This is a genomic window from Mesorhizobium sp. Arg314 (genome assembly GCF_053714275.1).
Genome location: NZ_JBSKBP010000001.1, coordinates 403,596 through 421,880, shown reverse-complemented (window position 1 = coordinate 421,880; position 18,285 = coordinate 403,596). Strand labels below are relative to the sequence as shown.

Sequence of the window (18,285 nt, the reverse complement as noted above, 5' to 3'; positions counted from 1 at the left end):
GAAAAGTGTGCAGCGGTTTTCCGTCCGGAATTGCGTGAAAACAAGAGTTAGAGCGGTTCGGCGAACCGCTCTAATAACCCGCCTCGCGGTCGACCAGGTTTTCGAGCTTTTCGCCACGCTCGTAGGCAGCCATCTGGCGAAGCATGATCGGCACCAGGTGGGCCGGATCCGACGTCGCCGCCGCATGCGGCGTGACGAACACCTTCGGATGGCTCCACAGCGGACTGGTCTTCGGCAGCGGCTCGACCTCGAACACGTCGAGGCTTGCTTCCTTCAGCGTGCCGTCCTCAAGCGCGCGCAATATGTCGGCGTCCTTCTGCAGGCGTCCGCGACCGGCGTTGATCAGCACCGAGCCGCCGAGGCCGTTGCGCTTGCGCAACTCCTTGAGCAGCCCGTAATTGACGATGCCTTGCGTTTGCGGCGTGAGCGGCAACAGCACGACCAGGATGTCGGTGGCGTTGAGGAACGGGATCAGTCCCGCCTCGCTGGAATAGGTCGAAACACCCTTCATCGGCCGCTCGCTGCGCGACCAGCCGTTGACGGCAAAGCCGAGTGACAACAGCGGCGAGGCCGCGGCGTGGCCAAGACTGCCAAGCCCCATGATGCCGACGGAGATGTCCCCGGCTACCCGCTGCGGCGGCTCGTGCCATATCTTTTTTTGCTGCTGGACGCGGTAGAGCATGGCCTGGCGATGGTGGTCGAGCACCCGCCAGGCGACATATTCAACCATGTGCTGGGTAAGGTTGTCGGCGACGATCTTGACGATCGGCACGTCGGGCAGGCCGGGATCGGCAAAGACATGGTCGACGCCCGCGCCGATCGAAAAGATGGCGCGCAGATTGGGCAGCGACTTGAGAAGGTTGGGCTTCTGCTTCCACACCACCGCATAGGTGATCGACGGATCGTTAGCGCCGTTCGGCTCCAGCACGACCTCGCGCTCGGCCGAGAGCAACTCATGCCAGCGCTGCGGGTGGATGCCGGTGAGGGCAAGCAGGATTTTGCCTTTTTCCATTCTAGGATTTTTCTTCCCTATTTGAAGCAATTCCAGGAAATGTGTGTAGCGGTTTTCCGTCCGGAATTGCGCGAAAAATAGCTACTCGCTGACCACGCCGGTCGGTGCCGTCTCGATCTTGAAGGCTGCCGCCATCAGCGCCCGCGTATAGTCGGTTTGCGGGCTGCTGAAAATCTGTTCGGACGTTCCAGCTTCGACGATCTGGCCATTGCGCATGACGATGACGTCATTGGCAAGGGCGCGGACGACTTTCAAATCATGGCTGATGAAGAGATAGGCGAGATTGTGCCTGGCCTGCAGGGCGCGCAACAGGTCGACCACCTGCGCCTGCACGCTCATGTCGAGCGCCGAGGTCGGCTCGTCGAGCATGACGAAGCGCGGATTGAGCACCATGGCGCGCGCTATGGCGACGCGCTGGCGCTGGCCGCCGGAAAACTCGTGCGGATAGCGGTGGCGCGTTTCGGGATCGAGGCCGACTTCCTTCAGCACCGCGACCACCTTGTCGTCGCGCTCATCGGGCGTGAGCTTCGGCTCGTGGATCTTCAGCCCTTCCTCGATGATTTCGGACACCGACAGGCGCGGGCTGAGCGATCCGAACGGATCCTGGAAGACGATCTGCAGTTCGCGCCGCAGCGGCCGCGTGGCGCTGAAGGAGAGCTGATTGATGTCCCGCCCATTGAAATTGATCGTGCCGGTCGACGAGATCATCCGGGCGAGCGCCAGGCCGAGCGTCGTCTTGCCCGAGCCGGATTCGCCGACGACGCCGAGCGTCTGGCCGGCCCGCACGGTGACGTCGATGCCGTCGACCGCCTTCACATGGTCGACCGTTGTGCGAAAGAAGCCCTTTTTGATCGGGAACCAGACCTTGATGTCCTTGCCTGTCATGACAGCCTTGGCATCCGGATTGGCCGCTGGCGGCTTGCCTTTCGGCTCGGCGGCCAAAAGGTGCTTGGTATAATCGTGCCGCGGATTGGCGAAGATTTCCCTGGTCGGGCCGCTCTCGACGATCTTGCCCTTGGTCATCACGCAGACGCGGTCGGCGATCCGGCGCACGATGCCGAGATCATGCGTGATGAACAAGAGCGACATGCCCTTGCGGCTCTTCAGCTTGGCCAGAAGTTCGAGGATCTGCGCCTGCACGGTGACGTCGAGCGCGGTGGTCGGCTCGTCGGCGATCAGAAGCTCCGGCTCGTTGGCCAGGGCCATGGCGATCATGACGCGCTGGCGCTGCCCGCCGGAGAGCTGATGGGGGTAGGCATCGAGACGTTTTTGCGGATCGCGGATGCCGACCTCGGTCAGCAGCTCCAGCGTGCTTGCGCGGGCCGGCGCATCGCGCAGGCCCTGATGCAGTTGCAGCACCTCGACGATCTGCTGCTCGATTGTGTGCAGCGGGTTGAGCGAGGTCATCGGCTCCTGGAAGATCATGGTGACCTTGTTGCCGCGCACGCCGCGCAACGCCTTCTCGTTGGCGCTCAACAAGTCGGCACCGTTGAACAGGATCTTTCCAGAAGGATGGCTGGCCGCGGGGTAGGGCAAAAGCTTCAGCACCGAGAGCGCGGAGACCGATTTGCCCGACCCGGATTCGCCGACCAGCGCCAGCGTCTCGCCCTTGGCGATGTCGAAGGAGACGCGGTCGACGGCAATCGACTGCTTGCCGCCTTGTGCGAAGGCGACGCTCAGATCGCGGACGGACAGCAGGGGCTCGCTCATTTGAACGTCTTGCGCGGATCGAAGGCGTCGCGCGTCGCCTCGCCGATGAAGACCAGCAGCGACAGCATCAGTGAAATCACGATGAAGCCGGAGATGCCGAGCCACGGCGCGTTGAGATTGCGCTGCGCCTGTTTCAGCAGTTCGCCGAGCGATGCAGAACCCGGCGGCAGGCCGAAGCCGAGATAGTCGAGCGAGGTCAGCGTCGAGATCGAGCCTGAGAGCAGGAAAGGCAGGAAGGTCAGCGTCGCCACCATGGCGTTAGGCAAAAGGTGGCGGAACATGATGGTAAGGTTGGGCACGCCGAGCGCGCGCGCGGCGTTGACATATTCGAAATTGCGCGCGCGCAGGAACTCGGCCCGCACGACGCCGACCAGCGCCACCCAGGAGAACAACAGCATCAGGCTAAGCAGGATGAAGAAGCCGGGGGGCAGGATCGCGGAGACGATGAGCAGCAGATAGAGCACCGGGATCGCCGACCAGATCTCGATGAAGCGCTGGAACAGAAGGTCGGTCCAGCCGCCGAAATAGCCTTGCACCGCGCCGGCTGCGACGCCGATCAGCGAGGAGCCGAGCGTCAGGATAAGCCCGAACAGCACCGAAATGCGAAAGCCGTAGACTACCCGGGCCAGCACGTCGCGGGCCTGGTCGTCGGTGCCCAGCCAGTTCCAATTGCCGACGACGCAGTTCTCGTCGGCCTCTCCCTTCGGATATTGGCTGCAGCGCGCCTTCTTGTCGTAGAGCCAGGAGGGCTTGGCGGGCGCTGCTTCAGGGATGGCGTTGTTGACGGTCTGGTAGGAGTAGCGGACCGGCGGCCAGATCATCCAGCCATTGGCATCTATCTCGTCCTGGATCACTGGATCGCGATAGTCGGTGACGGCATAGAAGCCGCCGAACTTCTCTTCCGGATAGGCGACGAGCACCGGAAACAGGATCTCGCCCTTGTAGGAGGCGATGATCGGCTTGTCGTTGGCGATCAGCTCGGAAAACAGCGACAGCACGAACAGCAACAGGAATATCCACAGCGACCAGTAGCCGCGCCGGTTCGCCTTGAAGTTCTGCAGCCGCCGCTGGTTGAGAGGCGACAGCCGCGGCCGGGCGGGGCGGGCCGGCTTGGTTTCGGCCGATGCCATTGCCATCAAACGTCTCTCCGCTCGAAATCTATGCGCGGATCGACCCAGGTGTAGATCAGGTCCGACAGCAGGCCGACGAAAAGGCCAAGCAGCGAGAAGATGTAGAGATTGGCGAAGACCACCGGATAGTCGCGGTCGATCACCGACTTGAAGCCGAGCAGGCCAAGCCCGTCGAGCGAGAAGATGTTTTCGATCAGCAGCGAGCCGGTGAAAAAGGCTGATATGAACGCGCCGGGGAAGCCCGCGATGACGATCAGCATGGCGTTGCGGAAGACGTGGCCGTAGAGCACCTTGTGCTCGGACAGGCCCTTGGCGCGCGCCGTCACCACATATTGCTTGCGGATTTCCTCGAGGAAGGAATTCTTGGTGAGCAGCGTCGTCGTGGCGAAGGCAGACAGCACAAGTGCCGTCAGCGGCAGCGTCATGTGCCAGAAATAGTCTATGATCTTGCCCGGCCAGGACAACTGGTCCCAATTGTCGGAGACGATGCCGCGCAGCGGGAACCAGTCCCAGAACGAGCCGCCGGCAAACAGCACCATCAAAAGGATGCCGAACAGAAAGCCGGGGATGGCGTAGCCGACGATCACCACGCCGCTCGTCCAGACGTCGAATGTCGAGCCGTCCTTCACCGCCTTGCGGATGCCGAGCGGGATCGAGATCAGGTAGGACAGAAGCGTGATCCACAGCCCGATCGAAATCGACACCGGCATCTTTTCCAGGATCAGGTCGAGCACCGAGATGTCGCGGAAATAACTGTCGCCGAAGTCGAAGCGGCTGTAGTTCCACAGCATCATGCCGAAGCGCTCGAGCGGCGGCTTGTCGAAGCCGAACTGCTTTTCCAGCTTCTTGATGAATTCGGGGTCGAGCCCTTGCGCGCCGCGGTATCTTGAGCTGACGTCGCCTGAGACATCGAAATTGGTGGCGCCGGCATCGCCGCCGCCGCCGCCCAGCCGATCGTTGCCGCCTTGGTTGGTGAGCCTGGCGATGACCTGCTCCACCGGCCCGCCCGGCGCAAACTGGATCACGGCGAAGGAGATCGCCATGATCCCGAACAGCGTTGGGATCATCAGAAGGATGCGGCGCAGGATATAGGCGCCCATCAGGCTGCCGGTCCCGCGCGAAGGGGAGTGTCAGGCCTTGCCAATTTTTGCCGCCTTGCCCTTGTCGACCCACCACAGCGCTTCGACCGGAAAGCCGAAATCGGGTTTATGCTCGGGAAAGCCGAACATGTCCCAATAGGCGCTTCGGTGATTCGCCAGATACCAACTTGGAATCCAATCGCGCCGCGCGCGCAAGGCCCGATCGAGCGCCCGCATCGCGACCGTCAGGCTGTCGCGGTCCTTGGCGGCACCGACGGCGTCTATGAGCGCGTCGATGGCCGGGCTCGCTATGCCAGGCAGGTTGCGTGAGCCTGAAATGCCGGCACTTCGTGAATGAAAGAAGATTTCAAGGTCGTCGCGGGTCGGCGTGGCGCTGAAGGAGAAAGCGGCCGAGACCAGGTCGAAATCGAACGTCGATTGCCTGAGCTGGTATTGGGCCGAATCGACCAGCCGGATGGAAGCGTCGATGCCGATTGCCTTCATATTGGCGACCCAGGGCGAATAGACCTGCACGAAGGTCTCGTCGTCGACGAGGAATTCGGCGGGCAGCCGCCCGCCCTTGCCGTTGACGACGAAATCGCCGGAGCGTTTCCAGCCCGCCTCGCCAAGCAGCTTCGCGGCTTTGCCGAGTTGTTTGCGGTCACGCCCCGAACCGTCCGAAGCCGGTTGCGTCACCGCCTCGCCGAAGACCTCCGGCGGCAGCTTGTCGCGCAACGGCTCCAGCAGGGCGAGTTCCTCCGGCGATGGTGTGCCGTCGGCGCGAAAGTCCGATTTCTCGAAGCAGGATTGCGAGCGCTCATAGGAGCCATAGAAGAAATTACGCCGTGTCCATTCGAAATCGAAGCAGAGCGCGATCGCCTGCCGCACGCGCGGGTCCTGGAACTGCTCGCGCCGCAGGTTGACGGCCGTGGCCTGCATTGAGGGCACCGTTTCGGCGGGGAATTCGTGTTTGACCACCTTGCCGGCGGTGAAGGCCGGAAAGTCGTAGGCCGTTGCCCAGACGCGCGAGGTGAATTCCTCGCGATAGAGGATCTCCCCCTTCTCGAAAGCCTCAAAGCCGGCCGTACGGTCCTGATAGAACTCGATGCGGATACGCGCGAAATTATTCTGGCCGCGATTGACCGGCAGGTCGTTGCCCCAATAGTCGACTACCCGCTCATACTCGATCCAGGCCCCCGCCGACCAGCGCCCCACCTTGTAGGCGCTCGAGCCAAGCGGCGGATTGAGTTGCGAGGAATCGAACGGGTTGGCCGTAAAGAAGGCCTTGGACAGGATCGGAAATACGACAATGTTGAGGATTGTGCGGGCCGACTGCTTGCCGTCGAATTTGAGCTCGACGGTGTGGGCGTCCTTCGCCACGGCGTCGTCCAGATGCGTCAGCGACAACGCGTAGTCCGGGTGCCCTTTGTCCTTCAGCAGCTTGAAGGTGAAGGCGACATCGTCGGCAGTGAGTGGCGTGCCGTCATGGAAGCGCGCCTGCGGGCGCAGTGAGAAGGTGAAACCGTTGCGATCGTCCGAGATTGTGACACCGTCGGCGATCAGCCCATAGACCGCGTCCGGCTCGTCGAGCGCCCGTACCATCAAGGAGTCGAAGCACATTTCCATACGCTGCGGCGCATCCCCCTTGGAGACGAATGCATTCAGCGTGTTGAATGTCTGCGGGCTCTGGTTGGCGCCCCAGTTCGGTGGTGAGAAGTTGAAGGTGCCGCCCTGCGGCGCATCGACATCGACATAGTCGAAATGCGTGAAGTCGGGCTTGTATTTCAGGTCGCCGAAGGCCGACAGGCCGTGCACCTTCACGCCGGTCGGAATGGCGGCGAAAGCCTTTCCGGGCAGCAGTGCCGCAGCCGCCGTTGCAGCGCCGAGCGCCAGGAATTCACGACGGGCAAGCAACGTCTGCCGCCTCATCAGTTGCCCCTGTATTTGGCTGCCAATGCCTTTTCCTTCCCGGTGTCGATCCACCAGGAATCGATATCGGCGCCGCGGTAAGTGGGCTGCTTTTCCGGCATGCCGAACTTGTTCCAATAGGCGAGCCACACCACCGCGCGGTAGTATTGCGGCACGGTATAGTAGTTCCACAGCAGCACGCGATCGAGCGCATGGGTGGTGGCGACGAGATCGTCGCGACCGGTGGCGAAAATGATGCGGTCGACCAATGCGTCGACGACCGGGTTCTTAATCCCGGAATAATTGCGCGATCCTGGCGTGTCCGCCGCCTTCGAGCTCCAGAAATCGCGCTGCTCGTTCCCTGGCGATTCCGATTGCGCGAGTATGCTGGTGATGACGTCGTAATCGAAGTTGTTGACGCGGTTGATGTACTGGGTCTGGTCGATGATCCGCAGCGTGGCATCGACGCCGATCTTGCGCAGATTGGCGATCCAAGGGCTGGCGATGACCTGGTCGGTGTCGTTCCAGCCAAGGATCTCGACCTTGAACGGTGCGCCGGTCTTGGCGTTCACCATCTTGCCGCCCTTGATCACCCAGCCCGCCTGGGCGAAGAGGTCGACCGCCTGCTTCAGGTATTTCCGCTCTGCTTGCGGTGAATCGTAGACCGGCAGCTTGAATTCCTGAGTGAACAGTTCCGGCGGCAGCTTGTCGCGGTATTTTTCCAGGATATCCAGTTCCTTGCCCTGTGGCAGTCCGCTCGACGCCAGCCCTGTGCCCTGGAAATAGCTCTTGGTGCGTGTGTTCGAGTTGTAGAACAGCGTGCGGTTCATCGTTTCGAAGTCGAACGGATAGGTGAGCGCGGCGCGCACCAGCCGGTCCTGGAACAGCGGCCGCCGCTGGTTGAGCACGAAAGCCTGCATCGGCACCGGCGATGTGGTCTTGAATTCCTTTTTGATCACGTCGCCTGCGCTGATCGCCGGAAAATTGTAGGCCGTCGCCCAGCGCCGCGAACTGTTTTCCGGCTTGATGTCGTCAAGCCCGCCCTTGGTGAAGGCCTGCCAGGTGGCATTGTCGTCCAGTATGTAGGTGAAGCGCTGGGTGTCGAAATTCTCACGTCCGATCTTCACCGGCAGCTTGGCGCCCCAATAGTCGGGCACGCGCTGCCAGACGATTTCCGCACCCGGCTTGAAGCTGGCGATCCTGTAGGCGGCGGAGCCCAGCGGCGGCTCGAGCGTCGGCCTTGTGATGTCGCGCTTCTTGCCGCTGGCGTCGGTACCCTCCCACCAGTGCTTCGGCAGCACGACGAGATCGCCGAGGATCTTGGGCAGTTCCCGGTTGCCCTTCTGGTTGAAATGGAATTCGACCTCACGGTCGGAGACCGCGACCGCTTCGGTCACGTTCTCGAAATAGCGGTTGTACATCGGGCTGTGGGTTTTGAGCACCTGGAAGGACCAGATCACGTCGTCGACGGTGATCGGCTGGCCGTCATGCCATTTCGCGCGAGGGTCGAGCCTGTAGGTAGCCGAGGAATAATCCTGTGGGTACTTGTAAGCCTCGGCAATGAGAGGGTGGCTGACGCTACCCTCGTCGGTCGCCTGATCCATCAGCGTGTCGTAGAGCAGCCCGCCGCCGAATTGGGCGAAGCCGGAGCCCGGCGATCCCTGCACGATATAGGGGTTGAAGCTGTCGAATGTGCCCGTAACCACGGAATTGTAGGTTCCGCCTTTCGGCGCATCCGGGTTGACGTAGTCGTAGCGCTGGAAATTCTCGCCATATTTGGAAGGGCCGATCAGCGAGGAGGTGGTGTGCCATTCATCGGCGAAGCTGGCCTGCAAGCTCGCGGCGAAAGCGACCGCCAGCATCGATGCGAAAAGCGTGCGGAAGCGGCCAACCTTCATGCGTTCTCCTCGTCGCGAACCCTGGAGCGTTCGTCGTTTCGCGGAAACGACAGTCGCTCTATCGCTTTGTCTCAACGCAATTCCGGACGGAAAACCGGTTCCTGCTGTCCTGGAATTGCTCTGCCACCCGCAATCTAGATCATTTGACGGCGGTGAAAACCGCAAGGGCAGTCTTTGTCACCCAATATGCGGCTTTCCTAACAGAAAAGCCGGGACGAACCCGCCTTTTCCAAGGAAGTCTCTATGACAAATTGTTTATTGAGCGGGCGCCGCGGGCTTGGCCGGAGCGGTTCCCTCGGCCGGCTTGGCGGCACCGTTCGCAGGCTTCGCGGCATCCGCGGGCTTGGCAGCGTCCGCAGGCTTGGAAGCGTCCGCGGCGGCGCCCGGCTGCGGCAGCGGCTTCGGATTGTCCGACAGCGTGCGCAGATAGGCGATCACGTTGGCACGGTCTTCTTCTTTCGGCAGGCCGGCAAAGCCCATCGCCGTGCCCTTCACGTCTTTCTTGGGCGAAGTGATGAAGCGGTTGATGTTTTCGTAGGTCCACTTCTCGGTGCCGCCCTTGGAATATTCCTTCATGCCGGCCGAATAGGCGAAGCCCTCATGCGAGGCGACCGGACGGTCGACGATGTCCCAGAGATCGGGGCCGACCTTGTTCGGGCCGCCTTTTTCACCCGAGTGACAGGCCTGGCATTTCTTGAAGATGGCCGCGCCCGCGTCAGCGCTTGCGGTGGCAAGCAGGTCGGCGATCGGCTTTTCGGCTGCGGCGGGCGCGGCGGCGCCACCCTCGGTCGGCTCCTGGGCTTCGATGGCGAAGCCGGGCTTTTCGGGGGCAGGCGAGGCAAAAAGCCCGTCCGAGACGAGGCCTATAGAAAAGACGATGAAGCAGGTTCCCAGAAATCCGCCGAGCAGCTTGTTGACTTCGCTGGAATCCATACGCCCCTTGCTCCCTTTTCCGGCGGACCGTCCCGTCCACTCCGTCCGTCGGTATCGCGAACTGCCCCGAAAGGCCAGTCAAATCGGGCGGAAACTAGGTCTTTTGCTCTGGCGTTGCAACACCTATAAGGGCGCTTCCAGTGAGACCTTTTGCCACTTTTCCATTCGCGTTTTTCGATCGCCCTGAAATCCGATGTCAACCTTGATCCTGATCCCCGCCCGCATGGCCTCGACGCGCCTGCCGGGCAAGCCGCTGGCCGACATTGCGGGCGCGCCGATGATCGTCCACGTCGCCCGCCGCGCCGCCGAGGCCGGGCTTGGCCGCGTGGTGGTGGCGACCGACACGCAAGCGGTCGCGGAGGCCGTGCGGGCGCATGGCTTCGAAGCGGTTATGACCCGCATGGATCATGAATCAGGCTCCGACCGTATCTTCGAGGCGCTGACGGCCCTCGATCCTGAAAAGCAGGTGGAAACGATCGTCAATGTGCAGGGCGACCTGCCTACCATCGATCCCGAGATCATCGGCGCGTCGCTGCGGCCGTTCGAGGACAGGTCGGTCGATATCGCCACGCTCGGGGTCGAGATCGTGCGCGACGAGGAGAAGACCAACCAGAACGTGGTCAAGATCGTTGGCTCGCCGCTGTCGTCGACGCGGCTGAAAGCGCTCTATTTCACCCGCGCCACCGCGCCGTGGGGCGAGGGTCCGCTCTATCATCACATCGGCCTTTACGCTTATCGCCGCGCAGCGCTCGAACGCTTTGTGGCGCTGAAGCCGTCGCCGCTGGAGCGTCGCGAGCGGCTGGAGCAGCTGCGCGCGCTGGAAGCCGGCATGCGCATCGACGCCGAGATCGTCCAATCGCTGCCGCTTGGTGTCGACACGCCCGACGACCTCGAGCGGGCAAGAAAGATCCTTTCAAACTGAGATATCGGCATGACCGCTAAGACCAACAGAATTTCCTTTCAGGGCGAGCCCGGCGCCAACTCCGACACTGCCTGCCGCAACATGTTCCCGTCGATGGAACCGTTGCCTTGCCCGACCTTCGAGGACGCCTTCAACGCGGTCGAGACCGGCAAGGCCGAGCTTGCCATGATCCCGATCGAGAACACGATCGCCGGGCGCGTCGCCGACATCCATCACATCTTGCCGGAATCGAAGCTGCACATCGTCGGCGAATATTTCCTGCCGATCCACTTCCAGCTGATGGTGCTGCCAGGCGTCAGGCGTGAAGAGATCAAGACCGTGCACAGCCACATCCATGCGCTCGGCCAGTGCCGCAAATACATCCGCAAGAACGGCTGGAAGCCGGTGGTCGCCGGCGACACGGCGGGCTCGGCGAAGATGGTGTCGGAGGTCAGGGACCGCACCATGGCCTCGCTGGCGCCGGCTTTAGCCGCGGAGCTCTATGGACTCGACATCATCGAGAAGAATGTCGAGGACACCGACTCCAACGTCACCCGCTTCGTCGTGCTGACCAAGAACAAGCAATGGGTGGAGCGCCCCGCGCCGGACGCCAGGATGATGACGACCTTCATCTTCCGTGTCCGTAACGTCCCGGCCGCGCTCTACAAGGCGATGGGCGGCTTCGCCACCAACGGCATCAACATGACCAAGCTCGAGAGCTACCAGCTCGGCGCCTTCACCGCGACGCTGTTCTACGCCGACATCGAGGGCCATCCGGACGACCCGCTGGTCAAGCTGGCGCTCGACGAACTGCGCTTCTTCTCGCGCGAGATGCGCATCCTCGGCGTCTATCCGGCAAGCGCATCGCGCGAACAGTGGAAGGTGGCGGATTAGCCTTTTCGCACGTTTTCAGGAAGGAGCCGGCGCCGCGGCCAGCCCCTTCTCCCCGTCACTATACGGGGAGAAGTGCCCGGCAGGGCGATGAGGGCAGCGCTGACTTCGACGGTTAACGCGTCCAAATTCGAGTCGAGGCCAGAAGCTCGCATTTGGCCTCCAGCGTCTGTGCCGCCCCTCACCTGCCTGCCGGCATCCTCTCCCCGTATAGTGACGGGGAGAGGGGCGCTGTCACTGCTGATTTCGCTAATCGTCAAAGCCGCAGAAAGGGAGCAGCAGGGGACGAAATGTTTCACCATTGTGATTGATGCCGGAACCGATTTTGGTCAGCCAAACCCCAGCGGCACGTAGTCGATCTCCATGTACTTATCGACCTCCGGCACCCAGCGGTCGCGGACGAAGGCGACGTGGTCGGGATGCTCGTTGTAGCGCGTGTAGGCGGCCTGGTCGGCGAACTCCATCGAGAAGCCGAACTGGTAGTCGTTCTTCGGGCTCACCTGCCGCAACTGCTCGAAATGCGTGACGCCCTTGATCCCGGCGAGGATCTTCTTCGCGTCGTGAAGGAACCGCTTCGTCTCCAGCGACTGCAAGGGATGCTTCAGCGTGAACACGACGGTGTGACGGATCATTTCTCGGCTCCTATTCGCTGTCGACCCAGGCGCGGATGAGGTGATGGGCGATCGCCCCTTTCGGCGGTGTAATCAACCCATCGGCATGCTGCCTGTCCAGCATCGTGCGCACCTCGTCGCGCAAGAACCAGCGGCAGTCCTCGAGCTCGTTGAGGTCGGCCTGGATGTCTTCGTTGAGCGGCTCGCCGAAGCAGCCGATCATCAGCGAATAGGGGAACGGCCAGGGCTGGCTGGCGTGGTAGACGACGCGGCCGAGCCGGATGCCGGCCTCCTCCAGCGTCTCGCGCCGCACCGCCGCCTCGATCGTCTCGCCCGGTTCGATGAAGCCGGCAAGCGCTGAATACATGCCTGGCGCGAAATGCTTGCCGCGCCCGAGCAGGCATTTTTCGCGCGTCACCGTCAGCATGATCGCCACCGGGTCGGTGCGCGGAAAATGGTCGGTGCCGCAGGCCGGGCAATGCCGCCTGTAGCCGCCGGCGCGCATCTCCGAGCGGTTGCCGCATTTCGAGCAAAAGGCGTGGCTGGCGTGCCAGGCGAGCAGTGCCGCGCCCTGCGCCAGCGCGCCGGCGGCCGCCTCGTCGATCAGCCCCTGCATGTAGACGGAACGATAATCGATCGCCTTGATCGTCTCGGGCAGTTTTTCCGGCTCGATGCCGGCAGGCACCGCCAGCACCGGCCCGCTGTCGGAAAAGCCGAGCAGCACACCGTGGTCGAGCGAAACCTCGAAGGCTTGGCTTTTATCCGCCTTGAACCAGGGGTCGAACTTGCCATCGTCGAGTTTGAGATAGAGCCGGCCGGCATGCATCAGCATCAGCCGCGCGGTTTGGTCGGCCAGCGCTTTTTCGACCGCATCGTCGGCGCGATTCTCGGACTGCCGGTCGATCTGGTTGCCGGCGAAGCCGACGAACTGGCTCGGCTCGCGCAAGGGCGCGTCAAACAGGCGAAAGCTCATGGGGACTCGGAATGTGCAGGTGGACACCGGTCAGCTTATAGCGCCGCCTTGATCGTTTGGGCAAACCGCCTGATATCGGAGCGCTGGTAGGGTTCGCGAATGCCGTGTCCCCAGACCGGTCCCGGCCAGCCGGGATCGCCCTCGGACCGGGCGACGACATGGACATGCAGCTGGCGCACGATGTTGCCGAGCGCGCCGGTGTTGATCTTGGTGCAGCCGGTCACCCGCTTCAGCGCCTGCGCCACCATATTGGTCTCGAAAGTCAGCATCGCCTGGTCGAGCGGCGTCATTTCGTGGATTTCTTCCGTGCCCGGCCGTTGCGGCACCAGCACCAGCCATGGCCAGCGGCGGTCGTTCATCAGCCTGAGCTCGCAAAGGCCAAGCCACATCAGCTGCTCGCTATCCGCCTCCAGCCGGGCGTCCAGCGTAAATCCGGCCTTGAGGCCAGGCAGCATGGGCGTTTCCTTTGCTTTTGTAAGCATTTTCCAAACCCGGAACGCTAGAGCGGCGGCAAGGTGGCTGCAAGCGATTCATTGACCGCTGTTATCGATTTGAAGGACTTTCCAGTCGCTATGTGGCTGCAGGTTCTGGCTCTGCCCTTGCATTTCGCCGCCGAATTGCCGATATGGAGCGCGGGAGGTTGGTGGTGGACGATCCACTCGCCAACCGGGTCAGGTCCGGAAGGAAGCAGCCCTAACGAGCCCGGAACGGGTCATTGTTCCAGCCTCCCGCCTCTTCGCCTTTCTCCCGCGACATTGACGGCGCCAAGCCGTGCGGGCGAGATTATGCGCAGGAATCGGCCGCCTTCCGTCGCGGTCCTGGGAGCTTTTGACGGCGAATGAGCGAAGCCGGAAACTTGGGGACGGAAAAGGCCGGCGCCTATCGCGTCCTGGCGCGCAAATACCGCCCTTCGAATTTTTCCGAGTTGATCGGCCAGGAGCCGATGGTCCGCACGCTGACCAATGCGTTTGCCACCGGCCGCATCGCCCAAGCCTGGATGCTGACCGGCGTGCGCGGTGTCGGCAAGACGACGACCGCGCGCATCCTCGCGAGGGCGCTCAACTACAAGACCGCGACAGTAGACCAACCCTCGGTCGATCTTTCGATCCCCGGCGAGCATTGCCAGGCGATCATGGAAGGCCGCCATGTCGACGTCATCGAGATGGACGCCGCCTCGCATACCGGCATCGACGACATCAGGGACATCATCGACCGCGTGCGCTACGCGCCGGTCTCGGCCCGCTTCAAGGTCTACATCATCGATGAAGTGCACATGCTCTCCACCCAGGCCTTCAACGGCCTGTTGAAGACGCTGGAAGAACCGCCGCCGCACGTCAAATTCATTTTCGCCACCACCGAGATCCGCAAGGTGCCGATCACGGTCCTGTCGCGCTGCCAGCGCTTCGACCTGCGACGCATCGATGCCGGCGCGCTGGTCGGGCATCTGTCCTCGATCGCGGCCAAGGAAGGCATTTCCGTCGACGACGAGGCCTTGGCGATGATCGCGCGTGCCGCCGAAGGCTCGGCGCGCGATTCGCTGTCCATCCTCGACCAGGCGATCGCCCATGGCAGCGGCACCGTCAGCGCCGATGCGGTGCGCGCCATGCTCGGCCTCGCCGACCGCGCCCGCATCATCGACCTGTTCGAGCACGTCATGAAGGGCGACGTGTCGGCGGCCCTGGCCGAGTTCCGCGCGCAATACGACACCGGCGCCGATCCGGCCGCCGTGCTCACCGATCTTGCCGAATTCAACCACCTCGTCACCCGGTTGCGCTTCGTGCCGACAGCGGCCGACGACGCGTCGCTCTCCGAGGACGAGCGCCGGCGCGGCGCCGAATTCGCCGGCACGCTCTCGGTGCGCGTGCTGTCGCGAACCTGGCAGATGCTGCTCAAGGGCATACCCGAGGTGCAGTCGTCCAACCGCCCGGTCAGCGCCGGCGAAATGGTGCTGATCAGGCTGGCGCATGCCGCCGACCTGCCGACACTGGACGAGGCGCTGAAATCGCTGGAAGGCCCCGGCCCGCTGCCGAACGGCGCTCCGCGCGCCAATGCAGCACCGGCAAATCCGGGCAATGGCGGCGGCGCCAGTGCTGTCGCGCAGACCCGGATGCCGACCTCCGGTGGCGGTGCGCAGACCATGCGTCTGGTAGAAGCGCAGCCCGCGCCCGCCGCGTTTGTTCCGGCACCGGAGCCGGTCACTGAGACGCCTGTCGTTCCGGTCAAATCGCTGGCCGACATCGTTGCGCTTGCCGACGCCAATCGCGACATGGCCTTCAAGGTGCTCCTGAAACGCTGCGTGCGGCCGGTGCGCATCGAGCCAGGCCGTCTCGACGTCACCCTGACCGACGACGCGCCCAAGATGCTGCTCAACGACCTGACCTCCAAGCTGCGCGCCTGGACCGGCCGCAACTGGCTGGTGTCGCTGTCGAAGGAAGAGGGCGGCCAGACATTGGCCGAGATGGAGACGACGAAGCGCGAGAACGCCTTCTCCGACGCCAAGAGCGACCCGACGGTCGCGGCCATCCTCGCCCGCTTCCCGGGCGCCAAGATCATCGACGTGCGCATTCCGGACGTGCCGGATGTGGAAGAGGCCGAGGCCGAAGTGCCGGTCGAGCCTGCCGCCGACGATGACGAGATTTAGAGCATGATCCCGAAAAGTGGGAACCGGTCTTCGGTCAAGATCATGCTCTCGCCAAGATAGACGAACAAAAAGGACATTTGAGATGAAAGATCTTCTCGGCCTGATGGGCAAGGCAAAGGAAATGCAGGCCAAGTTCCAGGCCATGCAGGACGAGATAGCCACGCTCGAAGCCACCGGCCAGGCCGGCGGCGGCCTGGTCAGCATCACGCTCACCGGCAAGTTCGAGATGAAGGCGCTGAAGATCGATCCCTCGCTCATCAAGGCGGACGAAGCCGAGATCCTCGAGGACCTCATCCTGGCCGCCCACAATGACGCCAAAAATAAGGTCGAGCAGATCATGCAGGAGAAGACCAAGGCGTTGACGGCGGGCCTGCCGATTCCGCCCGGAATGAAATTGCCGTTCTGAGGCGGCGTCCGCCAGTTAATTGATTATGAACGGAAATTGAGTGCGCGGCGCGTTGTTAACCATTTTGCCGGCGTTGCTCACGGGCTCATTTCGCGGCTTTCATAAAGTTTTACCCAAGTCCAGAAGTTGCTAACCCTCCAGCCATCTTTTTGCCCGAAAGAGTCTCATTCTTGCCACATCTCGGGGCGGGCTGGCATCTGGACATGAGGCTTTTTTTGGTGATCGCGACGCGATGGAAGACGCCGCTGCTGCTCGTCGGCATCGTCACTTCCGCCTTGCTCCTGGCCGGCTGCAGCCAGACCACTTCCTCCCATGGCATGTCGGTGTCGGGCCTGACCGACGCGCTTACCCCGAGCTTCCTCACACGTTCCTCCAGCCACTCGCTGAAGGATAAGGAATGCCTGCAAAGGGCGATGTTCTTCGAGTCCAACCGGTCGAGCCGCGACGGCATGATCGCCGTCGGCACGGTCGTGATGAACCGTCTGCGCTCGGGCCAGCATGGCAACACCATCTGCGAGGTCGTCGGCGAGAAGGGGCAGTTCGCGCCCGGCGTGATGACCCGGCCGATGAATTCGAGAGCGCTGCCCGATGTCGAGGAAGCTGCGGACGCGGTGCTGCGAGGCGAGCGCAAGGCCAAGCTCAAGAACACGATGTATTTCCACACCGCCGGCCTGCGCTTCCCTTACAATAACATGCACTACACGATGGTGGCCGGCGGCAATGCCTTCTATGAGAAGCGCGGCCGCAACTGGCAGCCGCTGCCGGATGAGCCGATGGTCGCCATGGCTTCCGACAAACAGCAGAAGATCGATCCTACTGCTCCCGTGCTGGTGGCTTCCGCCGAGCCGGTGGTCAAGACGATCATGCGCCCGGACCCGAACAAGCAAACCTATATGACGGCGGCCGTCGAGCTGGCATCGCCGGCCAAGAAGACCAAAACTGTTGCCGAGGAGCAGACCTACGTGACAGCCTCCGTCGCGCCTTCGCAGAAGGGCGGCCGCGTCGCGCAGAAGCAGATTGTCGTGGCGATGCAGGAGCCGATGGCCGAACCGGACGCCTCGCGTTTCGGCGGCACGGTCAAGGGCCGCTACATCACCTCTGTGCCCAACGTGCCGCAGGAAGCGTCGATGGGCTTCCAGTCGACGCCTGAGAACACCGACGCCATCGGTGCGATGATCGCCAGCCAGGACCGGCCGCTGGAAACCAACTGAAACCCGATTCCATCCAGAGCAGGGCCCGCCATGGCAGCATAGCGGGCCCTGTGCTTTTGCCGGCTGTTCCAAACCGCGCTGAAAAATCCTGGAGCAGCTCACCGTACTAGTGAAACGGTGAACTGCCCCACCTTTCGCTTTGACGCTATTCCGGACAGAAAACCGCTTCGCACTTTTCCTGGAATTGCTCTAGATCAGAGCGATGTCGAAGAGAATCGCCGGACCGGAAATCGAACGCCTGATCCAGCTCCTGGCCAAGGTGCCGGGGCTTGGGCCGCGTTCGGCCCGGCGCGCGGCACTTCATCTCATCAAGAAGAAGGATCAGCTGCTCGAGCCTTTGGCGGCCGCCATGGGCGAGGCGGTCGACAAGGTTCGCATCTGCTCGACCTGCGGCAATGTCGACACCACCGATCCTTGCATGATCTGCACCGATCCGCGCCGCGACGCCGGCACGCTGATCGTCGTCGAGGACGTCTCCGATCTCTGGGCGCTGGAGCGCGCGGCCGCCATGAACGCGCGCTACCATGTGCTCGGCGGCACGCTGTCGCCGCTCGACGGCATCGGTCCGGACCAGCTCAACATCCGCTCATTGGTCGACCGCGTCGCCGGCGGCGAGGTGAAGGAGGTCATCCTCGCGGTCAATGCTACCGTCGAGGGGCAGACAACGGCGCATTACCTGACCGATCAATTGTCAGGCTTCGACGTCAAGGTGACAAGGCTGGCGCATGGCGTCCCGGTCGGCGGCGAGCTCGATTACCTCGACGAAGGCACGCTGGCCGCGGCGTTGCGGTCGAGGACGGCGTTTTGAAGTTGGGGGGGAGGGGATCAGTGACAGGCTGGTTTTCTGGAAAGATTGCACTCCGTCCCACCCCCCTCTGCCCTGCCGGGCATCTCCCCCGCAAGGGGGGAGATTGGCTGTTTAGGCGCCCCGCACCGTCCTGCAACGTTGATGATTGGCGAAAGCCTGCGCGACATCTGATC

General features: G+C 62.8%; 16 protein-coding genes and 1 other RNA gene. 7 read left to right on the top strand and 10 right to left on the bottom strand.

Going from position 1 to position 18,285, the window contains the following annotated elements:
• Nucleotides 1-70: 70 nt before the first annotated feature.
• The 7 genes from ACWGS9_RS01910 to ACWGS9_RS01880 all read right to left on the bottom strand — a co-directional run bounded on the left by ACWGS9_RS01910 (nt 71) and on the right by ACWGS9_RS01880 (nt 9,670).
• A complete protein-coding gene (locus tag ACWGS9_RS01910) occupies nt 71-1,012 on the bottom strand; it encodes a 2-hydroxyacid dehydrogenase (protein ID WP_454503624.1) in 942 nt (313 codons plus the stop codon).
• 81 nt (nt 1,013-1,093) lie between these two features.
• Nucleotides 1,094-2,722: an ABC transporter ATP-binding protein gene (locus ACWGS9_RS01905; protein WP_454503623.1), complete on the bottom strand. Its 1,629-nt coding sequence runs from the start codon at nt 2,720-2,722 to the stop codon at nt 1,094-1,096.
• Nucleotides 2,719-3,858, bottom strand: a complete 1,140-nt coding sequence (locus ACWGS9_RS01900) for an ABC transporter permease (RefSeq protein ID WP_454503622.1) — start codon at nt 3,856-3,858, stop codon at nt 2,719-2,721. The genes ACWGS9_RS01905 and ACWGS9_RS01900 overlap by 4 nt, the downstream gene beginning before the upstream one ends.
• Nucleotides 3,858-4,952: a microcin C ABC transporter permease YejB gene (locus ACWGS9_RS01895; protein ID WP_454503621.1), complete on the bottom strand. Its 1,095-nt coding sequence runs from the start codon at nt 4,950-4,952 to the stop codon at nt 3,858-3,860. Before ACWGS9_RS01895 ends, ACWGS9_RS01900 begins: the two co-directional genes overlap by 1 nt.
• A 30-nt stretch (nt 4,953-4,982) precedes the next feature.
• Entirely contained in the window at nt 4,983-6,860 is a 1,878-nt protein-coding gene (locus tag ACWGS9_RS01890) for an extracellular solute-binding protein (RefSeq protein WP_454503620.1), read from the bottom strand.
• A complete protein-coding gene (locus ACWGS9_RS01885; protein WP_454503619.1) occupies nt 6,860-8,737 on the bottom strand; it encodes an extracellular solute-binding protein in 1,878 nt (625 codons plus the stop codon). The genes ACWGS9_RS01890 and ACWGS9_RS01885 overlap by 1 nt, the downstream gene beginning before the upstream one ends.
• A 255-nt stretch (nt 8,738-8,992) precedes the next feature.
• Entirely contained in the window at nt 8,993-9,670 is a 678-nt protein-coding gene (locus tag ACWGS9_RS01880; protein WP_454503618.1) for a c-type cytochrome, read from the bottom strand.
• A gap of 193 nt (nt 9,671-9,863) precedes the next feature.
• On the opposite strand from ACWGS9_RS01880, the gene ACWGS9_RS01875 reads away from it, so the two are divergent.
• Together ACWGS9_RS01875 and ACWGS9_RS01870 are read left to right on the top strand one after the other, a co-directional pair.
• Complete coding sequence (locus tag ACWGS9_RS01875; RefSeq protein ID WP_454503617.1) at nt 9,864-10,592, top strand: 3-deoxy-manno-octulosonate cytidylyltransferase; 729 nt, start codon at nt 9,864-9,866, stop codon at nt 10,590-10,592.
• Between the two features lie 9 nt (nt 10,593-10,601).
• Nucleotides 10,602-11,465 carry a prephenate dehydratase gene (locus ACWGS9_RS01870; protein WP_320214235.1) on the top strand — a complete coding sequence of 288 codons (864 nt, stop codon included), beginning with the start codon at nt 10,602-10,604 and terminating at the stop codon, nt 11,463-11,465.
• Nucleotides 11,466-11,791: 326 nt separating this feature from the next.
• On the opposite strand, the gene ACWGS9_RS01865 is transcribed toward ACWGS9_RS01870, so the two are convergent.
• The 3 genes from ACWGS9_RS01865 to ACWGS9_RS01855 are packed head-to-tail and all read right to left on the bottom strand — an operon-like array spanning nt 11,792 to nt 13,501.
• Nucleotides 11,792-12,094 (bottom strand): Dabb family protein, encoded by a 303-nt coding sequence (locus tag ACWGS9_RS01865; RefSeq protein WP_454503616.1) that lies wholly within the window; start codon nt 12,092-12,094, stop codon nt 11,792-11,794.
• Nucleotides 12,095-12,104: 10 nt separating this feature from the next.
• Nucleotides 12,105-13,046: an NAD(+) diphosphatase gene (nudC, locus tag ACWGS9_RS01860; protein ID WP_454503615.1), complete on the bottom strand. Its 942-nt coding sequence runs from the start codon at nt 13,044-13,046 to the stop codon at nt 12,105-12,107.
• 35 nt (nt 13,047-13,081) lie between these two features.
• Nucleotides 13,082-13,501, bottom strand: a complete 420-nt coding sequence (locus tag ACWGS9_RS01855; protein WP_454503614.1) for an HIT domain-containing protein — start codon at nt 13,499-13,501, stop codon at nt 13,082-13,084.
• A gap of 180 nt (nt 13,502-13,681) precedes the next feature.
• Between ACWGS9_RS01855 and ffs the strand changes: the two genes are divergently transcribed.
• The 5 genes from ffs (at nt 13,682) to recR (ending at nt 18,112) form a co-directional block, all read left to right on the top strand.
• Nucleotides 13,682-13,778, top strand: an RNA gene (gene ffs / locus ACWGS9_RS01850) — signal recognition particle sRNA small type.
• A 106-nt stretch (nt 13,779-13,884) separates the two neighbouring features.
• Nucleotides 13,885-15,687 (top strand): DNA polymerase III subunit gamma/tau, encoded by a 1,803-nt coding sequence (locus ACWGS9_RS01845; protein WP_454503613.1) that lies wholly within the window; start codon nt 13,885-13,887, stop codon nt 15,685-15,687.
• Between the two features lie 82 nt (nt 15,688-15,769).
• Complete coding sequence (locus ACWGS9_RS01840; RefSeq protein ID WP_027165932.1) at nt 15,770-16,093, top strand: YbaB/EbfC family nucleoid-associated protein; 324 nt, start codon at nt 15,770-15,772, stop codon at nt 16,091-16,093.
• A 203-nt stretch (nt 16,094-16,296) separates the two neighbouring features.
• Nucleotides 16,297-17,304, top strand: coding sequence for a cell wall hydrolase (locus ACWGS9_RS01835; protein WP_454503612.1), 1,008 nt, complete (start codon nt 16,297-16,299; stop codon nt 17,302-17,304).
• 202 nt (nt 17,305-17,506) lie between these two features.
• A complete protein-coding gene (gene recR, locus ACWGS9_RS01830) occupies nt 17,507-18,112 on the top strand; it encodes a recombination mediator RecR (RefSeq protein ID WP_454503611.1) in 606 nt (201 codons plus the stop codon).
• Nucleotides 18,113-18,285: the final 173 nt, after the last annotated feature.

Bases quoted from the DNA above. Each gene is read 5' to 3' on its own strand.
- ACWGS9_RS01910 (WP_454503624.1), bottom strand. From the start codon at position 1,012: ATGGAAAAAGGCAAAATCCTGCTTGCCCTCACCGGCATCCACCCGCAG.
- ACWGS9_RS01905 (WP_454503623.1), bottom strand. From the start codon at position 2,722: ATGAGCGAGCCCCTGCTGTCCGTCCGCGATCTGAGCGTCGCCTTCGCA.
- ACWGS9_RS01900 (WP_454503622.1), bottom strand. From the start codon at position 3,858: ATGGCAATGGCATCGGCCGAAACCAAGCCGGCCCGCCCCGCCCGGCCG.
- ACWGS9_RS01895 (WP_454503621.1), bottom strand. From the start codon at position 4,952: ATGGGCGCCTATATCCTGCGCCGCATCCTTCTGATGATCCCAACGCTG.
- ACWGS9_RS01890 (WP_454503620.1), bottom strand. From the start codon at position 6,860: ATGAGGCGGCAGACGTTGCTTGCCCGTCGTGAATTCCTGGCGCTCGGC.
- ACWGS9_RS01885 (WP_454503619.1), bottom strand. From the start codon at position 8,737: ATGAAGGTTGGCCGCTTCCGCACGCTTTTCGCATCGATGCTGGCGGTC.
- ACWGS9_RS01880 (WP_454503618.1), bottom strand. From the start codon at position 9,670: ATGGATTCCAGCGAAGTCAACAAGCTGCTCGGCGGATTTCTGGGAACC.
- ACWGS9_RS01875 (WP_454503617.1), top strand. From the start codon at position 9,864: ATGTCAACCTTGATCCTGATCCCCGCCCGCATGGCCTCGACGCGCCTG.
- ACWGS9_RS01870 (WP_320214235.1), top strand. From the start codon at position 10,602: ATGACCGCTAAGACCAACAGAATTTCCTTTCAGGGCGAGCCCGGCGCC.
- ACWGS9_RS01865 (WP_454503616.1), bottom strand. From the start codon at position 12,094: ATGATCCGTCACACCGTCGTGTTCACGCTGAAGCATCCCTTGCAGTCG.
- nudC (WP_454503615.1), bottom strand. From the start codon at position 13,046: ATGAGCTTTCGCCTGTTTGACGCGCCCTTGCGCGAGCCGAGCCAGTTC.
- ACWGS9_RS01855 (WP_454503614.1), bottom strand. From the start codon at position 13,501: ATGCTGCCTGGCCTCAAGGCCGGATTTACGCTGGACGCCCGGCTGGAG.
- ACWGS9_RS01845 (WP_454503613.1), top strand. From the start codon at position 13,885: ATGAGCGAAGCCGGAAACTTGGGGACGGAAAAGGCCGGCGCCTATCGC.
- ACWGS9_RS01840 (WP_027165932.1), top strand. From the start codon at position 15,770: ATGAAAGATCTTCTCGGCCTGATGGGCAAGGCAAAGGAAATGCAGGCC.
- ACWGS9_RS01835 (WP_454503612.1), top strand. From the start codon at position 16,297: ATGAGGCTTTTTTTGGTGATCGCGACGCGATGGAAGACGCCGCTGCTG.
- recR (WP_454503611.1), top strand. From the start codon at position 17,507: ATGTCGAAGAGAATCGCCGGACCGGAAATCGAACGCCTGATCCAGCTC.